Annotated in this window: 22 protein-coding genes; 4 read left to right on the top strand and 18 right to left on the bottom strand. The window is 26.5% G+C overall.

The genetic code is table 11. The features are described 5' to 3' along the window. Positions 1-72: 72 nt before the first annotated feature. From CURI_RS07355 to CURI_RS15025, 4 genes are all read right to left on the bottom strand, one after another. Complete coding sequence (locus CURI_RS07355) at positions 73-252, bottom strand: hypothetical protein (RefSeq protein ID WP_014967610.1); 180 nt, start codon at positions 250-252, stop codon at positions 73-75. Between the two features lie 152 nt (positions 253-404). After that, complete coding sequence (locus tag CURI_RS15820; protein WP_014967609.1) at positions 405-575, bottom strand: hypothetical protein; 171 nt, start codon at positions 573-575, stop codon at positions 405-407. Positions 576-1,356: 781 nt separating this feature from the next. Beyond that, positions 1,357-1,953, bottom strand: a complete 597-nt coding sequence (locus tag CURI_RS07350) for a GNAT family N-acetyltransferase (RefSeq protein WP_014967608.1) — start codon at positions 1,951-1,953, stop codon at positions 1,357-1,359. Positions 1,954-2,499: 546 nt separating this feature from the next. Next, a complete protein-coding gene (locus CURI_RS15025; RefSeq protein WP_014967607.1) occupies positions 2,500-2,868 on the bottom strand; it encodes a hypothetical protein in 369 nt (122 codons plus the stop codon). A gap of 298 nt (positions 2,869-3,166) precedes the next feature. Here CURI_RS15025 and CURI_RS07340 point away from each other — a divergent pair, with 298 nt between their 5' ends. Then, a complete protein-coding gene (locus CURI_RS07340; protein WP_014967606.1) occupies positions 3,167-3,559 on the top strand; it encodes a DUF3888 domain-containing protein in 393 nt (130 codons plus the stop codon). 394 nt (positions 3,560-3,953) lie between these two features. On the opposite strand, the gene CURI_RS15345 is transcribed toward CURI_RS07340, so the two are convergent. Further along, on the bottom strand, positions 3,954-4,061 hold the full coding sequence (locus CURI_RS15345; RefSeq protein ID WP_081580425.1) for an AbrB/MazE/SpoVT family DNA-binding domain-containing protein: 108 nt from the start codon (positions 4,059-4,061) through the stop codon (positions 3,954-3,956). 231 nt (positions 4,062-4,292) lie between these two features. On the opposite strand from CURI_RS15345, the gene CURI_RS07335 reads away from it, so the two are divergent. Both CURI_RS07335 and CURI_RS07330 read left to right on the top strand, forming a co-directional pair. Further along, the gene (locus CURI_RS07335) at positions 4,293-4,634 is read left to right on the top strand and encodes a hypothetical protein (RefSeq protein WP_014967605.1); all 342 of its coding nucleotides are present in this window, start codon (positions 4,293-4,295) and stop codon (positions 4,632-4,634) included. Positions 4,635-4,719: 85 nt separating this feature from the next. Then, positions 4,720-4,980, top strand: coding sequence for a hypothetical protein (locus tag CURI_RS07330; RefSeq protein WP_014967604.1), 261 nt, complete (start codon positions 4,720-4,722; stop codon positions 4,978-4,980). Positions 4,981-5,856: 876 nt separating this feature from the next. Here the strand turns inward: CURI_RS07330 and CURI_RS07325 are convergent. The 5 genes from CURI_RS07325 to CURI_RS07305 form a co-directional block, all read right to left on the bottom strand. Next, positions 5,857-6,336 (bottom strand): hypothetical protein, encoded by a 480-nt coding sequence (locus CURI_RS07325; protein WP_014967603.1) that lies wholly within the window; start codon positions 6,334-6,336, stop codon positions 5,857-5,859. 748 nt (positions 6,337-7,084) lie between these two features. Then, a complete protein-coding gene (locus tag CURI_RS15815) occupies positions 7,085-7,255 on the bottom strand; it encodes a hypothetical protein (RefSeq protein WP_014967602.1) in 171 nt (56 codons plus the stop codon). A gap of 800 nt (positions 7,256-8,055) precedes the next feature. Continuing rightward, positions 8,056-8,625: a GNAT family N-acetyltransferase gene (locus tag CURI_RS07315; RefSeq protein WP_014967601.1), complete on the bottom strand. Its 570-nt coding sequence runs from the start codon at positions 8,623-8,625 to the stop codon at positions 8,056-8,058. 251 nt (positions 8,626-8,876) lie between these two features. Next, a complete protein-coding gene (locus CURI_RS07310) occupies positions 8,877-9,161 on the bottom strand; it encodes a hypothetical protein (protein ID WP_014967600.1) in 285 nt (94 codons plus the stop codon). Positions 9,162-9,860: 699 nt separating this feature from the next. Continuing rightward, a complete protein-coding gene (locus CURI_RS07305) occupies positions 9,861-10,730 on the bottom strand; it encodes an AraC family transcriptional regulator (RefSeq protein WP_014967599.1) in 870 nt (289 codons plus the stop codon). A 543-nt stretch (positions 10,731-11,273) separates the two neighbouring features. Between CURI_RS07305 and CURI_RS16540 the strand changes: the two genes are divergently transcribed. Continuing rightward, positions 11,274-11,513, top strand: coding sequence for a DUF6485 family protein (locus CURI_RS16540; RefSeq protein ID WP_014967598.1), 240 nt, complete (start codon positions 11,274-11,276; stop codon positions 11,511-11,513). Between the two features lie 1,502 nt (positions 11,514-13,015). On the opposite strand, the gene CURI_RS07295 is transcribed toward CURI_RS16540, so the two are convergent. The 8 genes from CURI_RS07295 to CURI_RS07260 all read right to left on the bottom strand — a co-directional run bounded on the left by CURI_RS07295 (position 13,016) and on the right by CURI_RS07260 (position 20,398). Continuing rightward, entirely contained in the window at positions 13,016-13,876 is an 861-nt protein-coding gene (locus CURI_RS07295) for a CPBP family intramembrane glutamic endopeptidase (protein ID WP_014967597.1), read from the bottom strand. A 588-nt stretch (positions 13,877-14,464) separates the two neighbouring features. Next, positions 14,465-14,968: a DNA-deoxyinosine glycosylase gene (locus CURI_RS07290; RefSeq protein ID WP_014967596.1), complete on the bottom strand. Its 504-nt coding sequence runs from the start codon at positions 14,966-14,968 to the stop codon at positions 14,465-14,467. A gap of 446 nt (positions 14,969-15,414) precedes the next feature. Further along, positions 15,415-16,041 carry an AAA family ATPase gene (locus CURI_RS07285; RefSeq protein ID WP_014967595.1) on the bottom strand — a complete coding sequence of 209 codons (627 nt, stop codon included), beginning with the start codon at positions 16,039-16,041 and terminating at the stop codon, positions 15,415-15,417. Between the two features lie 346 nt (positions 16,042-16,387). Next, entirely contained in the window at positions 16,388-17,101 is a 714-nt protein-coding gene (locus tag CURI_RS07280) for an aspartate/glutamate racemase family protein (RefSeq protein ID WP_014967594.1), read from the bottom strand. Between the two features lie 392 nt (positions 17,102-17,493). After that, on the bottom strand, positions 17,494-17,958 hold the full coding sequence (locus tag CURI_RS07275) for a GNAT family N-acetyltransferase (protein WP_014967593.1): 465 nt from the start codon (positions 17,956-17,958) through the stop codon (positions 17,494-17,496). Positions 17,959-19,208: 1,250 nt separating this feature from the next. Continuing rightward, entirely contained in the window at positions 19,209-19,670 is a 462-nt protein-coding gene (locus CURI_RS07270; RefSeq protein ID WP_014967592.1) for a GNAT family N-acetyltransferase, read from the bottom strand. 38 nt (positions 19,671-19,708) lie between these two features. Beyond that, entirely contained in the window at positions 19,709-20,161 is a 453-nt protein-coding gene (gene def, locus CURI_RS07265) for a peptide deformylase (protein WP_014967591.1), read from the bottom strand. Continuing rightward, the gene (locus tag CURI_RS07260; protein ID WP_014967590.1) at positions 20,162-20,398 is read right to left on the bottom strand and encodes a helix-turn-helix transcriptional regulator; all 237 of its coding nucleotides are present in this window, start codon (positions 20,396-20,398) and stop codon (positions 20,162-20,164) included. Positions 20,399-20,827 lie beyond the last annotated feature (429 nt).

The raw sequence follows: 20,827 nt of genomic DNA, 5'->3' as shown, positions 1-20,827 counted from the left end.
TATTTATATACTTTTGAATGCTACTCCATTTATATTGCTATTAATCTAAATTGCTTATGACTTATCTTGTTTCTATTCCTTTCTCACTTTGTCTACATGATGTACTTCTGCTCCTTTTCTGCCTTTTATACAACACGTTCTAGTTATAAGACACTTATATAAAAACCTTTCTATATCATCTGTCCTTAATGATCCTAGTTCTGCAAGTAGTACTCCTTCTTCTATCACATAATCTATAGCTGTAATTATCAATCCTCTTGCCTCTGCTATGTTGCAATTTGATAACTATATGTTTTCTCTTCCACTTGGATAGTGGTATAAATATTTAATAAATTTTTTGTTTATTGTAGTATCTCGCCTAAGTCATAAGCTATATCTCCAATAGTTGCATAAAATTTTGCATCCTACTCTATCGTAATCTTTCTTTCATCATTTAATCTTATGTCAGCATAAGTTTTCTTTACTTGCTTATACCTCTCCATATCATATTTAAGACATTTGTTAGGTATTGTAGTAATAAGATCAGTCCCTTTATCTACTTCCTTAATTGCCTTAATTTCTAAAGGGTAATTCATATTATACTCCTTTGTAAATAAAAAAGGACACCTTAAACTTAACCTCAGTGGTTTTATCTAGAGTGTCCGACAGTATGTCTAGTAGGAATTATTTAGTTGTATAATTTACTTGTGCCTGTAACATAAAAATATCGTAAATTCAGTTTTGAATAATACGGTATTTGAATCATTTATTAGATTTTGCAATCATTAAGCCTATTAATATGATTGAAATTTATTTACTCCAAATCTTCTTTGCCAATCATTACTATATTTATTATAAGGTATGTTAAGCATATTACTAGCAACATATCAAGTTCAATATTAAGTAAGGTGCCTTCTATTATAAATTCTAAAGCTATATATGTTATAATTACAATGCCTATGCTAGCAATTGTTTTTTAAACCATTTTTTCGTGGGTATTCTCACCATATCTCCTCCATAAACCATTAATATATAAGATCTTACAATCTGAGTTTAACTATTATCAAGATTATATCTCATCTTCTATATATTTATAATTAGAAAACATATTAATTCTAAAACACCATATTATTCAACTTTCAAAGAACATTTCATTACTTAAATTATAACTTAAGTAGTTTGTTTATTGATAAACCTTAAATCTGTTGTGTATATCTTTCTTTCCAATTCTGTTAACTTTACATGTACCTTTTTATTTGAATTTGAATGCAAAAACACTGTAAAATTTAATGCTGAATAATACAACATTTTAAATAGCTATTTGATTTTTAAATCATTGCATATAATGATAGAATTGTAACTAGCTAAAGCAAAAAATTATACTCTTTTTACTCGTAGTCTCATTCTTATTATAGAGCCATGTCCTCTATATGACATGAAAAAGTTACTTTGTTCTTCAAATTGTTCAAATCCAAGTTTTTCATATAGTCTTTTAGCATTAGTATTTTTGGAGAAAACCCCTAGTAAATAGCTTTTATAGTTTATATTAGAGTGTAGAAATTTAATAAGCTGTGTAGCTACACCTCTTCCTCTATATTTTGCATCTGTTGCTAAGTAATCGACATGTCCCTCATCACTATTTCTCACTATAGGTTTTCCTAGTATTGATTTCATTTGAATATACATCATAAATCCCTTAAATTTACCTAAAGTTTTTTGACATATATCTTTTTTTAAACAGATTGGACGTTTTTTATTATTACCAAGTCCTAAAATTCCGATGACTTTATCCTCATAAATATAAGCATAAAACATTGAAAAATCTAAAGTACTACGAAATAGTTCTTTTAAAACATCTTTATCTGTTGAAATAGTATTAAGTACATTATAAAGTCCATCTACAAATATTACCACTACATCATCTATGTATCTTTCATCTAAATCAGATACCTTATTAATCTTATACTTTTCCATAGTAAACTCCCTCCTTGTAAAACAGCGGTGTTATTTCTCAATTTTTCCTTAAATCTAAATTAGCTGTAATGATTATACCATATTATTACAACTAATTTAGATTTATACTTAATAGTAAAGCATAATTTTTATTACTTATCACCTTATCACCGTACTATTCAATCTTCAAATAACATTTCTATTTATTAATTTACAGACTAAATATCTTATCTCTTAATAAGCCTTAGATCTATTCTGTATAGTACTATCTAAATGTAGCTTACCTTTATTATTTTTCATTTCTATTTTAGGGAAATCCATTATTTCTTAATTTTCTGCTAATTTAAGTACATTATTTATATACTCATTCATTTGTTCTTTTAATTTTTCTTTCGTATTTGCCATATGCACCTCTATTTTATAAGTCTTCTTGCCAACCATGTTAACTTTACACTTGTCTTTTTATTTAATTTTGAATATAAAGACATCGTAAATTCAGTTTTTAATAATCGATATTTTTAATAATAAATATGTCTATTAATAAAAAATTGAATTTTATTTTAGCTTTTAAAAAATAATCAAAATAAATAAAGTAATTGCTATCATTGTATACGTAGCTATGCAGACAACATCATAACTTCTTTTTTGTTTTAGTAACTTTCTCCTTTTTATAAGATAAACTGGAATGAACCATATGACCCAAGGTAAAAGTCCTTTAGTTTCATATCCTATCTTTTTAAGCTTTCTCTCATCAAAGATGCCTAAACCCACATTAAGAAAAGCTGGAACTCTTATTAAGAGTTTACTTGAAATACTATTCATCCTGGTTATTGGAATGTCTATTAGGGATACCACTATAGCTAGTATCGGAATAAATGCTAAAATCCAGACTAGGGTATTGTCAACCCGTTCACTCTTTGTTTGTAAATCATTCACTATTATTCTCCTTTCATCATTTATTATAATCTTTTAGGTATATGACTTAATTATTATCAAAATCATACCATATATTACATATGTTTTATAGTTAAACAAAATATACTAGATTTTAAACACCTCATTATTCAGCTTTCAAGGAACATTATAGTAATATTATGAATCAGAGAAGGAAGAATTCCCTTTTTAATTATCTTCTTTACTTCAACGCTATATTAAAACATATGCTTATTTAAAATAATTTCAAAATAAATTATATGACTAACACATATCCTAGGTAGAGAAAGGAGTTGTTTATATGTTAAAAAAATCCAGTAACGTTCTCTTAATGACTCTTTGTATCCTCATTGTTTTTACTTCCCTTAGTTTTGGTTCTAATTTAAATAACGCTGGTGGTGAATCTAAGGAAAAACTTTATGAGGATTTCCTGCTAACTTTCCTTTCAACATATATCCTTGAAGGCATACATGACTACTATGGAGAGTATAGACAATATATGGATGCAAAGGTTTTATCAATCGAAAGGTTAGAAGAAGGGTCATACTACTTTAAAATAGTAGTTCAAGTAACAACATTTGTAGGAGCACATAATCCACCATATGGAATAGAAATAGTTACTATACAGCAAGATGTTCATGGTATAAAAGTAATTGATTTTAATCACGAGGATTTTAAAGATGATAATAATTAAAGGATAAGTATTTTAATGGAAAAGGCCACTTGATTTTACGGTCTTTTCTACTTTTAGAGTATCAAGAAAAGCACTTAGATTAAGTTACAACATATAACTACTAAAATTTAATTATTATCAAAACCATATCATGTTTTCTATATATTTTATATCTGTTAGAAAAAATATTAATCTTTTAACACTATACTATTCAATTTTCAAAAAACATTTTATCAATTAATTTATAATTCAACTAGTTTTTAGATTTAATTCTTTTCATACCTTTATAACTTTTTCAAAATCCTGAATCTTTATTTCTAAAATTCTCCGAAACAACCAAGGCAAATATTCTTATCTCTAAATCTTTAGCCTGTTCATAAAACACGCAATATAGTGCATATTTCTTAAGTATTATTTATTTTCCATCTACATAAATTTCTAGTGGTGTTCCTACTAATATTTCAAGAGTGTTTCTTAATTCCTTTGGTATAACTACTCTTTCTAACTCATCTGCTTTCCTCATTATTCCTGTGTACTCTTAAAACCTTCTCCTTACAACTCATTTTCTCTAACACTTTCCATGATTAGTATGAAAAGATTATGTAAATATAACTTAGACTAGTTAAAACCAGAAATACATCTCACTAGCATTTTTTCTATTGAGACATTACTTAAAACACTTTACGATTTTACATATCAAGGGAATAATGGTGACATATTGGTATGAAAATAGATTAAAAAGGAAGTTTTACATATGATAAAAAAATCAGACAAAATAATAAGTATATCATTAGCTAGTTTAATAATTTTAAGTTCATCTATAAAGTCACTAGCATTAAAAGAAAATCATCAAGAAAAAAATCAAGATAGTAAAGTATTAGAACAAGTCAAAGCTCCTCAAGAAAAAATTTCTGACAATCAAAAAAAATATTCTTATAATCAATACTTGGAAATTGCTTCAGAAGTTTCTCAATCGACTGGACAACAAGTTGATGTATTGTCGATGAATGAATTTAAAGAAAGTGAATGGGTATATCTAGATAAATCCAAAGGAATAGCCATAGAATTAGCAAATTACACAGTAGAAACTTCATGAGAGAATATAGTTAGATGTAGGCATTTTTGCTATAAAGGGTTCTACAAAGAAGATAACTCTTAAAGTCGATAATACTTCTGATACATTGTTAATAGACGGTTCATTTGAAACAGAATATAATACACTCTATCAAGGTCAAGTATTTTCAGATATAAATTCTATTACTTCAAAATTAGCTGCAAGGAGTTCAAATTCGTGGACTCACAATGGATATGATTATAGGCGTATAGATTCAGGTAGTACATATGAAGTAACGGTTGGTGGAACATATAAACGCCTTGGTGCATCTACTAATGTGTACTCAACTGCTGAATTTTATTGTACCTTAAGAGGTGCTATTCAATAAAAGCTAAATGTTGAACTAATAGCTCAAATTCAGCCTGCAAGATATATTCGATGTCTTGCAATCTAGAGTTTTTCTATTTTCAGCATAACTAAAGAACCCTACTCTCGTCTTCAGCTTCACCAGCAACCTTTTTAAAAGGTAAAAAAGAGAACTTTTTATAATAGAGTTTTTATATTAACTATATTGTTAAAAGCTTTAAAATCAAATAGATAGATATAAACACTAAATATGTCATCTCTTTCAAGATGAAAACTTTATGTATGACATAGTTTCAAAGTTTTTTTATAATTAGTGGAAAAATAATAATATATACAAAGAACTAATAACATGGCACTATAAATGCTTTATCTATTTAAGTAACAGTTAGTAACACTCCTTTTAATTAAATTTATGTCTATTATATATAGTACATCCAACTATAATAATTGAAAATTAATTTATTAATAAATTGAAATATTTAGAGTAATGAATTGAAACTGAAGATTAAAGAAGTACGAACGAAAGAAGGATTTACGCTCTCACAACTTGCTCAAATAACTAATATATACGTTACTATCAGCAAACACCCCGTAACCTTCTTCATTCATGCAATGCATACATATATCTTAAAATCAATATATACAGTTGCTATCCATACAAAATGAATTATCATATTTTGTTTTAACATCTTTTTTATAACTCAATATTATTACCTCTATTTACTTGTATTGTGAAACAAAAGCACCGTAAAATTCTGATTTAAATAGTACAGTGTTTAAAATAACATTTGATTTTTATCTTATTTAACAGTTTGAATAATATTGTATGATATCCTAAAATAATAATTTAGATAAATTATTTTTCATATTAAATTAACAGACTCTAGCTTTTATTTTATTAAATCTTAATCTTTTTCTCTTTTAATCTCTTATATTTAACGCCTAAGCCTATAAGTAAAGATGGAATCAGATTCGTAAATAGTAGCAATATAGGTGATACTGTTATGTCTAAGAAAAAATAAATCATAGTAAAGGGGGCATAATATAAGTTAAACATCATCCAGTATTCATTTAGTTCTTGTGGAGTTTGAATTAAGTTATATTTTATTTTTATAAAAGTGTATGTCCAAAGTCCAATGCCTATTAAACCTATAGTAACACCTTTAAAGAAATCATAATTTTTATCTTTTTTAGTGCTTAAGAGTGAACCTATATAAATATAGCAAATTAAAAATAGTATTGTGAAAAGAAATCTACATAACATATTAGTTGTGTACATTCCGAACTTAGGTCCACTTATTACAAACCCTATTAAAAAGATAAGAGTTATAGCTACAATAGCCAGGTGCATTAATAATGATTTGATATTACTTTTCATTTTTATACTTCCTTCTTCTTAGTTTTAAAAAAGCTTTCATATATACGATCCACTTCAAGTTCACCATATCTTACTTATACATCGTAAAATAGTAATATTGTTCTTATAGCTACCTTTCTTCATACATATCATAGCTTCCATCATAAGTTTTACTTGAAGTATCAGATTTTCTCATCAATAACATATTTACTGGATTGTAAAAATCAACTTTTGTATGATGAAATCCATAAAAAACAACTTTAGCTATTAATTTCTGATTTTTCTCATAAACAATATGCTCTGGCTCATAAAAGAATGCAAATATATAAATTATACAGAGGCAACTTATAATTATAATACCTCCAGTAAGTAAGTCAGATATTATTTCTAAAACATTTCTTATAATATAATCTATAATTATAAAATAAAAGTAGAAGATTAATCATATATAAAATATCTATCCATCCTCTGAATAATAAATTCTTTTTTAACGCTATTGCTCCTCCAACTTTATAGGAAGTTATTACAATTAAATTTACTAATGCTACATATAATAAAATGTTTTTATTACTTCTCATCTTATTCAAGAGTGATTCCTCCATTTAATTCATCGTATCTAAAGACTAGGGCTTAATTATTGCCAAAATTATACCATATTTTCTATATAATTAATACTTAAATAGAAAATTTATAAATTTAAAAACACCGTGTTATTTGATTTTCAAATAATATTGCTATTTATTGAACTACAATTTAAGCAGTTTATCTATTAATAAACCTTTAATCTATCTTGTATAGTATTCTCCAAATATAATTGACCTTTATTATTCTTGAAACATTCTATAGTACCCTCATTTTCTGCTAAACTAAGTACAATATATATATATATATATATATATTCTTTCATATGATCTTCTAAATTTTCTTCTTTATCTGTCATAAATTCCTCACCTTTGTTTTGATAATTAATGTCTTAAAATAGAGCTCTTAATAAGTTGTTATTCTTGAATACAAAGTCTTAGTATTGTGATAATTACAATGTATACAGTTTATCGCTTTATTCTGTTGTGTTATAATGAGTTTGATTTTTCATTTTCATTTTTAGGATAGTGGTGCCTTACACTCTCTTATTTTTTAACTTTTTGAACATCCTAGACAAATATTTTTACCTTTAAAAATTGTTACATCTTTATCCTGTCAATTCTTCTGAAACTGAACAGTCTAACATAGATATATGCTCCACTCTGTATTTGTAACAGTATATAAACTTAAAGTAGCTATTCATATCCTTCAGATCATTCCTTTCATGATCCGATTATTTTTAAGCATTGTAAAGTATTTTTTATTATGGTCATTTCCAATATGTCTATTATCGTCTAGTCTTATTTCTACAAATGTTTTATCCTACTCTTTAAATCTACCTATTGTATATCTTAGTCGTTTCTTTGATAAGAATATCTGTAATATGTACGTTCTTCCACTTCTTTAGTTATATTAATCTCTAAAAGTTAATTCATATTACACCTTCCTTGTAAATAAAAAAGAACACCTTAAACTTAATGGTTTTGTCTAAAGTGTCCGACGTTATGTCCGGTAGTGCTTATTTAGCCTTATAATTTATTTGAATCATAAATAAAAATAACGTAAATTTTTTCTAAATTATATGCCATTAAGATAGGTTGTTCGACTTTTATGATCCTAATGTTTAATAGTAATCAAAACATACTAATGAAAGTATAACTATATGTTATGGTAATCAGATTTTATTATGCCATAATATATTTTGTCATCATATTCTTTTTCATCTTCATAAAATATTGTCTGTTTTAAAACTCCTTCACACTTCATTTTTGATTTTTTTAGTACTTTACCTGAAGCTATGTTTCTTCCTCTATGAAAAGCCTGTAATCTATTTAGTCCTGTTTTTTCAAATGTAAATTCTATTATTGCATTTAAAGCTTCTGATGAATATCCTTTTCTTTGATATGATCTGCTAATACAGTACTCAATATCTGCAAAGCGATGATTTAGATCAATATGACAAAAAGCAATTTGTCCAATATTTTCACTATTTTCTTTTAAAATAATTGCCCATCTATAATATTGATTATTAGAGTATAGCTCAATCCATCCTTCAAGTAGTTTTTTTACTGACTCATCACTTTCATATACTGGCTCTCCATAGTTTAGCTGAACTTCTTTATCGCTTATCCAGTTTTTTAACATGTCATTGGCATCCTCCAAAGTAAATCGTCTCAAGACTAGCCTGTCCGTTTCTATTGTTTCTGTTCCTACATTAACTAAGTCCATCCCTTCTCCACCTCACAAAATATATGAAAATTTTCTCTACAGTTATAGATCAAATATATTTCAACTGTAAGTTATTACATCATGGTTTCCATATAATCACATAAGTCTCTGTAAGAATAGTTCTCCTTAAAACACTGTAAAGTTCAACTTAAAATAATACATTGTTTTAAATAAGTGTTTGACTTTGTAATTATTACGCCTAGTAGTATTATTACGGATTAATTTGAAGCAAAAAACTTTTTTAACCCACTCTAAAACGGTCTCTCTACAAATAATGAACCGTCACACTCACAAGTTATGCTCCATGCTTCCATTATTTCATTATCATTCATTCCATATAATATCCATGCATTATCCATATCAGTTTCATTTAGTATAGTTAGATACTTCTTATTTTCAAACATTATTTTTATACTATTATTATTTAGCTCCACTTCCGTAATTTTTGAACCATTCATCCACATTAAGCTTGATAATTCATACGCTCGAATTGGTTCAAGAGGTTCAATAATGTGATTACAAGAATATTTTTGCACTTTATCATTCCACTCATAAATAGAATTAAACCACCATTCACTATATATATTTAATTTTATATTCCAAGGTATTTTATATCCATTTATTTCAGCATGTGAATTTTTTCAAAATATAATGTAAAACCCCTCGTATTACAGAAAAAACTTGTATAGTAAGGATTCTCTAATAATGTACAGATTACCATCTCTGCTTTTTTATAATTTTCCTTACATTTACTTTTCATATAAACACCTTATCCTTATTTAAATGCTTCTATTTTGTTCATAATATCTAATGACTATAACTTAATTACTATCAAAATTGTACCATATTTTCTATATATTTTATAGCCAATGGAAAACACATTAATTTTAAATACCGTATTATTCAGTTTTCATAGAACATTTCTATTTATTAAATTGCAACTTAGGTAGTTCATCTATTAATAAACCTTCGATCCATACTGTATAGTACTCTCTAGGTACAATTGTCATTTACTATTTTTCATTTCTATCTTAAAGTAGTCCAGCGTTTCTTCACTTTCCGATACTTTAAGTACATTATCTATATATTCATTCATTTATTCTTTTAATTTTTCTTTCTTATCTTTTTATATGAATTTGAGGATGAGATTTCTGTAAAATTCATTTGTGAATATTATGGAATCTTAGAAGCTTATTCAATTTTATAGTTTTGATATTTTTAGAAATTAATACTGATTATGCATTTATCTTTTTCTTAACAGGAATCCATATTTCACAAAAGCAATCTACGCCAAAACCTTCTGAATATAGTTCAAAATCAGTATCATCAGTCATAATATATTCTGAACCCGGAAGAAACTCCGAAAAAATTTTATTCCAAGTTTCTTCTATACAATCTCCACCTTTACCAATACATTTAAACACTGCCCATAATGTGGGTTTAACCTCCCAGATATTATATCCATTAGGAGCATTATCACCATTAAATTCCATACCAATGCCATAGTCAAAATGTGTACTTTCTTTTGATATTGATGCACAGACTCCGTAAGTATCATGCTTAGTAGTATTTTCTTTCAGCTCACCAAATACACCATCATTCCAACATTCTTTCCAGAAGTCTTGAATCTCAGTATTTCCCTCTTCTAAAATTGATTCATTTCTAAACTGCATAACCTTAGCTAATACTTTAAATCCTTTTCTCTTTTCAATTCTGTAGTCCATAACAGTACCACCTTCTAGTTTTATTTTAACAAGAAGACGATTAAAAGATTTTAATTTTATACCCGCATGTCTTGCCGCACTAGGTGTAACACCATGAAACCTAGTGAAAGCCTTTGTAAAACTCTCAGGAGAGTGATATCTATATTTTGAAGCAATATTAATTACCTTTTCACAAGATATAGATAATTCTTGTCCTGCCATAGACAATCTTCTATTTCGAATATACTCATTTGCTGTAATACCAGTTACTAGACTAAATGTCCTATGAAAATGATAATTTGATATGTATAAGTGCTTAGCAACATCTTCATAGGTAATCGGTTCTAATATGTGTTCTTCCATATAATCTATTGCTCTTTGTAAATTTTGAATAAAATCCATTTCTCATCACCTCTATTTTAAATTATACTAGACTATAATTATTATTTCCTATCCTATCTTGCTTTCATTTGTCTTAATAAGACTTAACTGATCTTTACTTTCTATACTACAATAGTATAGAACGAGTCTTAGCAATAAGATACCATATCTCACCAAATGCATATCAATGTATTTTACAAAAGGTATAATAAATATCTAGAATTTCGTATTGTTCAACTTTCAAAAATCACTTTACTAGTTAGCTTATAACTTAGTTCGTTTTAAAATTTAATTCATTTTTTATATATGAACTATTTCATATTCTTATAGTTTTATATTGTCTTAATTTTTAATAATCCTAATTCTTTATTTCTCCTAAATAACCTGAACATATATTTTTAACTATATTCCTCCTCATAACTCAAGGAGATTTTCCAAATCTTTAAATGTAACTCATCTACTTTTTTACTATTCCAGTTGAATTAATATTTATTTCTCACTCGTAATTAATATTAATTCTATTCTTGTTGGTAACTAAAATATCTGTTATACTAAGCTTTAATCATGCTAATACTATTAAAAGGAGTAATTATGGAAAATCAAAAACATTTTTGTACTTGTAGTGACTTAAGTTGTAAACTAAACCCTCATAACCATTCCAATGGATGTGACCTCTGTATAAAAAAGAATCTTAAAGCTAGAGAAATTCCAGGTTGTTTTTTAAAATTAGTTAATAATGATACATCAAAGCTTAAAGAATTCACTATTGAAAAATTTGTTGATTTCTTTAATCAAAATAAGTAATAATAGTTAAAAATTAGACTAGTATTAGCATATATTTTTTAGAGATCTATATTCTTCTCTACGTAAAAAACATCTTATCTCAAAACTACTATAGCTAAAGCCGTTATATTTTCGCTAATATATAATACTAGTTTAGTGCTCAAACTTCTTCATTCTAGTCTTTTAGTTTATATACTTCCATTTTCTATATTAAATATGTTTAATTACTTGCTCCTGATGATTCTTCTAGTTTGGTCTAACTTACCTCCTTCTTGTGAGAACACCTATAAATATTTACCTTGTCTCACCTTCATAATGACTTTAACCTCTATTAAATAGTAATTTCATCTACTCCTTTGTAGATAAAAAGTTATACCTAAACTTAAACTTTGGTGGTTTTGTCTAAAGTGCTCACTGGTATGTATAATAAGACTTATTTAGTTGCATAGTTCATTTATATTATACTTTGTACATTTAAATTAATTTTAAGTTTTAATTTAACCTTTTAATCATAAGAAAAGTATTTCTTATTTTATATTGTCCTTTAACCATAAGTGCATATAATATAACTTTTATATAGTAAAGGCTCTTAGTTACTACAAGCCTATAACTTTAATAAGGGTGTGAATATTCCACTAGTTATGAAAAATAAATCTCCTTTTCATAACCATTTTGAGCATAATGATAGAAGATGCAAGTAACTAAAAGTATTTTCACTTTGTTGAGACTATAGCTACTAGTTAACTTTCATCAAATTGTATTTACAGCATTAATTCAGTATCACATATTGTAGTATAGTGACAATTTGTTTCTTACTTATCAAAACTTAATTAATTTACTTATGAATTTTTCTATCTTAAAATAATAGAATATCCCTTCATTTTCTACCAATTTAAGTGCACTATCTATATACTTATTCATATGTCATCTATACTTTGTAAGGCTGCTGTATATCCTTTTTACTAATTCTGTTAGCTTTATACTTATCTTTTCGTCGACTTTTATTTGAGTTTAAATATAAAAAATAATAAAATTCAACATTGAATAATTCTATATTTAAGATAAATGTAAAGTTTTTATTTTGCTTTACAATATAATAAATATTATGAATCTAACTACATTACTTAAGACTAAAATCATGATATTATAACTGTATCTCTTTCCTTTATAAAATAAAAAGACAGGTTATAACTATAGAAAACTATAATATATCCTGTAGTATTTATATCCACTAGCTTATCTCACACTTACAATATATCCTATATTAGTCTATACAATATATTTTATACAGAAATGCTCTATCCCTGAAGTTATCTACTCCAAGTTCATTAAGCAACTCAATTATTTTCAACTAACTCCCTCCTCTTTAAATAAGAACAGGAGGAAGTTCCTGTTCTTATTTAACTAGTGCTTTTGGCATTTAGTTTTCCAAAATGCCGCAGTAGGCTATGTAGAAATAAATCTGTTGACCTATCATGCGTCCTATTTTTTATTTTTTACTTTTACCACATTTATTAATATAATTAATTTACTTCACTACATTCAATACTGACTTTATTAGTCTTCCTCGTAATTATAATTAATATTGGAATAAGCATAAATATTATAGATTCAAAGATAGACATACGTATAATCATTCCTATATTTAGCTTACCATTAATACTTACATGAACCAGATTAAGAATAGAATTCATCATAAAATGTGATATCCATGGTGTCCAAATAGAGTTAGTATAGTAATACATAACGCCAAGAACAATACCTATAAATATCATAGGTATTGAGTTTATTATTAAGGCCATTATAAAGCCACTTGCTCCGCTCACTATACCACTTATATACCATTTAAATGCCCAAGGAATATGCCATATACCGAACAATAGTCCTTGTAAAAATATAGTCATTTTAATAGAATATTTTTTATTTAATAGTGGAATCATTACTCCTCTAAATAAGCTTTCTTCCATAAAGCAGTTAATTACATTACCAAATAAAAGAAATATTGCAAAACCCACACCACCTGTAACACCCGCTTTAGGATCAATAGCTGATATTAGTAACTTTGGCGAATCAGAAGAAAATATCATAAATTCACCTACATACCCTATAAACATTAAGACAACTGTAACAACAGCTCCTAAAATAAAAATAGACAATTTATTATTAATATTAAATCCAATATCACTCATACTATTATCTACCATCTTAACAAATAGAATTACAATTATAAATCCAATAATTTTTGATAAAATTATTTCACCTAACAAATCGTCAAGTCTCAAAACAAAAATATCTAATAGTCTAAATAGCATAGCTATACACATTAAATATATACTAAGTATTAATGGATTTGATGATGATAAACTTTTAAGTTTTTTTCTCATAATATTTCCCTTCTTTCTTAAATTAAGTTATAAAAATTTATATTTATTTCAATTTTTACAATGTAATTAATTATATAAATTCACTAATTAGCTCAGTTTATCTTTTTTATTATATTAATAGTTTCTAATGTACTAAATGTTCTTCTATATTTATAAAAATAATTTATACCAGTTAAATTAAACCTATCCTAAATGACTAATATTATAATTTTTCTTTAATTATTATATCATATATTTTCCAATCATTACTAAATTATTAAATTGAACCATTAGAATATACTTTTATAAATAGCTATCTCTGTAGTTCTGAATTTATTATTATTTTTGATAACATCTTATACAATAACAAATAACTCTTAAACTGTATTATTTTTTATCTTACTTAGGATATATCTTAAGCACAAGTAACATCCTATCATGTTGTAACTTCTATAAACTAAAAAATAACACTTTAGACTTATATTCAATGATTCTGCCTAAAGTGTTATTTACTATAATTTAAAAATATTTGCTGTTATTTTAGTTAATAATATATCAATAAATAATTATACATTTTTTTTATAACATATTTTACTTTTTCAATCTTTACTAATCTTCTTGTTCTAAATATTCTTTTATTACTTTCCATTCATTTAATTTTACTTCAAATGGAATTGTATTTGCTGGACTAGATGAATTTAGCTTTCTAAAAGTAATATTACTTGATATGTCAAAACCTACTTGTTTGCTAAATACGTCATAAGACTTAGCACCATTAAATAAAACAAATCTTATATTTGGATAATACTTAAACAAAGTACTAAAATCATTTGCTTCCTCATTTTTTATATTAGAGTCTAAACTTCCTCTCCTATCACAGGTTTTTATAACATCCCATATTGCAATGTTTTTTTCTTGTAGAAACTCTATCTTCTTGTTATAATGTTCTTCAACATTAAGGTCATATAAAGAGAAAATTATCTTCCAAAAACTATTTCTCGGGTTTGCATAATACTTTTGTTTTTCTAGCGACTCTTTTCCTGGGATTGACCCTAATATCAATACTTTAGATGTATCATTAACTATAGGTCTAAGTGACTTAATATTATTCATAATTAATATCCTCCGATAATATTGTTAAGTAATATATGCTTAAGTTTAATGATTATGGAGTCTTTTCTCCTATTGTAAAAAAAGGTATGATCCTCCTTGTAATAATACTTTAATGAAAAAGAAAAAGTCAAAATTATATATCACGATATTTTAATGTCATGAAAATTGGTCTTACTCTTATTAGATTAGATAAGATAATCTAACTCTTCTTATACATATTTAACCGGTATATTTACTAATATAGTCTTCATCTACTATATATTAATCTATAAATTTAACTTTTTATTACTTTTATTTATGCTATAAAATAGTTTATAACATATTCTCCTTCTACTCTTTTAAATCAACATATATTCACTTGTTCCTTTAATATTTTACTACTATCAGTCACATATTGTTTCTACTTTATGTATCTATAATAAGATTTTCTTTTAAACCCCTATTTTTTATTTTTCCTCTATTACAGTAGTTATGTCTTTAATAATTTCTTTTATATCCCTATTGACCTCTACTACATAATCACATTTGCATAGTCTAAATATCTCCTTATCTTTTTCTATTCTTTCATTAATTTTTAAAATTATAGTTTGAGTGTCTCTCATTTCTTCTATATCTGTATTTTTTAAGTATCTTTTATAAAGTCTATCTTCTCTAACTGACTTATCACATTGTAAAAATATTGTAATTATCTCTGCATCTTTAACAGTTTTATTTATTACTTCTGCGCCTTCTGGATCTATCACATAGATACTAGTTCCTTTACCCTTATACTGTTCTATAGTGGCAAAATAGTGTTCTCCATACAGTTCTTTATGAGCTATGACCCTTGGATTTGTCTTAAGTTCAATGCTAATTTTTTTATTTATAATCTCTTCTTTTGGAATACAGTTAATATTAAACATGTCTAATATTTCTTGTCTACTTATAAACTTATGTCCCCACTCATTAATTTCTCTTGGTTTTCTAGTTGTATATGAATGAATAATGTTATATCCTATTTTCTCTAGTTTTTTCGATATAGTAGTCTTACCTGATCCTGAAGAACCTACTAAGTTAATTATTCTATCTTTCATTCTTACTTCTCCTTTAAAAAAGATTACTATATTATTTAAATGTATTTTTATTCCCTAATCTAAAAATATACAGTTACATAAATTCTAAATATCTTAATTTCACTATAATTTCATTTATAGTATATTCTTTATAGTATTTCACAAAACACTATAAAATTCGGTGTCGAATAATACGGTATTTTAAGTATTTATTTAACAGTATTTTCTCTGATTTTCTTATACTTTTGACTTTTGCTGTTCTAGTATTTTTCGCTAAAAACCATTGCCAAGTTTTGTTATGCATAGATTTCTAAATATTTCTTAGTCATTATATATTCTTAAGGAGCAAGACTAAACAATAGTCTTATCATTTTTTACTAATATCCAAGTGTTTTATACTCAGATATCTTTTAACGAGTTCACTTGCAAGTTGTTTTGAAGAGTCTAAAAACTTAACTTTTGTCATCTCTTTGTCTATCACAACATTTAAATCTGTGCAGGCAATTATTATAGTATCTACATCTTCACAATAAATTTCTTCTATTAACTTTTTCCATAATACTCTTGCTTCTGATAAACTTTCTTGACTTTTGATTTTCAGTATAATCTCATTTATGCATAATTGCCATTCCTTAATAAACACAAATTCGCAATCTTTTTCCTTTATTTTTTCTTGATACAAACCTGACGTCATAGTAATCTCAGTAGCTAATATCGTAACCCTTGTTCTTGACTCTAATAGTAGAGTAGTCTCTTCTATGATATTTAAAACTGGCACTTTAATATCTTTAGTAATATATTCAAAGTATTGATGAGCACTATTACAAGGCACTGCTATTACATCCGCGCCACAAGATTCTAGTTTCTCAATACCCTCTTTGATTGAATTCTTTAATAATTCCTCATCAATCTTTCTATCTATATAAAATGGCGTTGGTAGGGAATAAATTATGATATGTGGATAGTCTATATCATATTTTGCTCCATACTGTCTTTGACATTCATCCAATATAAGTTCAAGAAATGGAGAGGTAGATCTGGGTCCCATACCAGATAGTACTCCTATTGTAGCTGTTTTCATATGACGCCTCCTAGTATATAACCTATAGTCTTTTATAATTGTAGACTACTTACATCGAATTTCTTTCATACTCTATGAATCATATATTTAATATTATTATAGAAACAGATAAATAGCTATAATTTGTTATAGCTATTTTACAATATAGTTTAGTTGTTTATACTCTGTATTAATACCTAACTTTTATTTTATTGATTATGTCAATTATTTGGAAAGTTAAATCATAAGTAAAGTTAACTATGTTTTAATGGAACTAGTTTCTATATTAATTTTCGAGATTTACCATTAGTAAAAAACTTATTATCTTTGTTTAATATTATTTTTATTATTTTTATTCTCCTATAGCCTAATAGTTTACTAATAGCAAAATCTAATTTTTTTATCAAATCATTCTATTTTTTAAGCTGTAACATCTTTTCAAACTTTGTTAAATAAATATTCTCACTGATTTTTATATCCTGTATTTTTTGATATTTATTTTTTAAATACAAATTAATAGCAGGTAAGTTTTTCTTTCCAGTACATACAACAGCCTTATTTAAATCTTTCTCAAATCCTTCTACAAAATCAAGCAATTTTCCCGCGATACCCATTCTAAAAAAATGAGGATGTACTGCAACTCTATGTATATCTAAGATATTTTCGGTAGTCTTATATGAAATGATTCCAGCTAGAATATTATTTATAAAGTACCCATAAAAATTTTCATTGCATTTACTTAAACTAGCGATTGTGTCTTTTAAAGGCGGTATTTCATAAAACTCTATAATCTCAGCTTCAACTTCATATGAAATTTTTTGTAGTTCTAGTATTTTCTTTACCGTTTGCATATCTTTCAAACTAAGTTTTTTAATCATATCTACTTTCTCCTTTTGTTTCTAGTAATTTTCTACAGTATAGTTAGATTTTATGTGTTTTGTAGTGGAAATTATAAAAAACTTACGAAACTACATGTTATAGCTAAAATATAAGATAATCTTTATCCATATGTTATATAATCTATAAAGTATTATGCTACTGATACAAACACTTTCAAATCATTTCATTAGGCTACTATAGAAAGTCGGCAAAAGTAAGCTTCCGGCTGTTCTAACGTGCTGATTCTGTGCATTTTCCTTCCGGTTTAAACATGTAATCTCTAAGACTTCTATCTCCGTGCAGAAAATGGAAATAGACAAATACTTCTTTACTCTCTACATAAAGTTCAATATCTTATTCCATCTTATGGTGCAGTTTCATTTTTTCTTTTCGCATATCTTTCTACTTACACTATAACGTAATTCTGAGAAAGAGAAAAGACTATTTATTTGCAGGTTTGAAATGAGCCTTCATCTAACAGAAAACCTTGTAAAATAGGACTTAAAAACCACATTAAGCAACTCAATTGCAAAAACAGATGTTAAAATTCATTTTATCACTCTATAAAATGATAAAGAATAGTCTTCCTAAAATATATGATAAAAAACATGAAAAAAACCTTAGTATTTATAATGGTATTCCCTGTAAGTATCTTTAGCAGTAATAAAAAAAAGCAAGCAGGGTGCATCTGTTGAACAAATAAGTGAGAGCAAAGACGTCGAAAAGAAAGACGAGAATAAGGGAGGCACGAATAGTTAGAATGAAACTGATATTTCATACTCTGTAAATATAGAAGATACTTATGGCCTTCTCCATACAAATTAAATCAATAGATGAAAACAGCAAACTATAGTACAGAGGATAAATTATATCACACCGTATACGTAAGAATGAACAAAGTAACTACAGTGAATGATGATGAAAAGGGATATATGGAAAATATACTCTATATAAGTTCTATGCAAAGTGAAATGCTTTTCTGTACAGTTATGAGCAATATGCCAAAACTGGTATCGATATAAAAGAAGCAGAAACCAATGAAAGATAAATGAGAAATGGACTTGGTTCATAGGAGAGAATCAAGAGAAGTTAAGGCTTACCACACAACCAAAACCATGCACTTTCCAATGTAATGTGATCTGGTTAAACTGACAGGTCGCAAGAAGTCTTAAAGTTAAAAATCTTATACATAATACTAGCCAAATTATCAATAAGATCTCTCAATATTAATAGTTACATACTATATAGATTACAGATACTTCCTTAATCTAATCATATCAATACATTCGATTCCATTTTCAATAATCTTATCTTTATAGTGTTGTTTAAAATAATCTTTATCTATACCATCTATACGGAATCCACATTTTTGATAAAGTGTTATCTGAATTATACTAGAGTTTCCTGTACCTACTTCTATAATTTTTGCATTTTCTTTCTTTGCTTTATCTATTGCATCTAGTATTAACTTCTTTCCTATTCCTTTACTTTGATATATTTCACTAACAGCAATATTGACGAGTTCAATAGTTAGGGGTCTTGTTTTTATAATTACATAGGCTCCTACAATTATATTATCTATATAAGCAGCATAACAGTCTCCTCTATGAATGTAATCATCTATACTTTCAGTCGATGGATCTGCTAACATAAGCAATCCATACGGAATTTCATCACCACTATTTAACTTCTTTACTACTATATCACTCATTTACAACCTCCTCAATTCAGTATTAATACAAAGTAGTGCTAATTTATATATTCAGTAACTAAATCAGTAAAGAGAATACCTTCTAAATGATCTATTTCATGACAGAGACATTTGGCAAGATCTCCTGTGCCTTCTAGTATAATTTCCTCACCATTTTCATTTAACGCTTGTACTATTACTTTTGCTGGTCTTATTAACTTTCCCCATTTATTTGGAATGCTCAAGCATCCCTCTATAACCTCTTGAATTCCTTCTTGCCTAATTATCTTTGGGTTAATTAGTTTTATAAGCCCATCTCCAAGATCTATCACAACTAACTTCTTTAATATACCTACCTGCGGAGCTGCTAATCCTCCTCCATTTTTTGTATTATACATAGTATCCACCATGTCATTCAGTATTTGTCTTACTTTTTCATCTACTAAGTCAACTTCCTTACTCTTTTTTCTTAATATTTCATCATCAAAGAGTCTAATTTGTCTTAATGCCATTTAAAATACACCTCTACTTTGTTGTGATCTTGATTTTCTTTCACTTTCTTCAAAAATAAAAACTTCTTCTATACAAGAATTAAATACTTTAGAGATATCATACGCTAACCATATAGATGGTTCGAATTTTTCTGTTTCAATAGCATTAATTGCTTGTCTTGATACACCTACAAGTTCTCCTAATTGTTCCTGAGTTAATCCAAAAGATTTCCGAAGCTCTTTTAATTTATTTTTCACCAATTGTCACCTCTGTAACGTTAACCTTACATTCAAAATATAGCATCACTATATATTCATGTCAAGTTATTATTATATATAAGTTCATAAATTAATGTCTTATGATTATTGGTTGATACAGTTTGTGACTTATTTATCGATGATTATATATAGTAAAAAGTTTATAAGCGATAGTTAAAGAAATTTCATGCAAACTATGATGTAATAGTAAAAGAAATTATTAAAGATACAATATATGATATTTACATCTAAGGCTAAAAGCAAAAAATTAGTAAATTATATAGTAAGACTTCTAATCAAAACTAAGTAAGTGATGCGATTAAAGCTTAAATATTTATAAGTTTTGATATTTATATTAATACTCTTCTAAACTAAGATTTAAAAATTTACTTATGTTAAATACAATATTGTAATGCCAGTAATTTTTTA

The sequence above is a fragment of the Gottschalkia acidurici 9a genome (assembly GCF_000299355.1).
GTDB lineage: Bacteria > Bacillota > Clostridia > Tissierellales > Gottschalkiaceae > Gottschalkia > Gottschalkia acidurici.
Note: the sequence above shows the minus strand (reverse complement) of the source record. Positions and strands in the feature narration are given on the sequence as shown.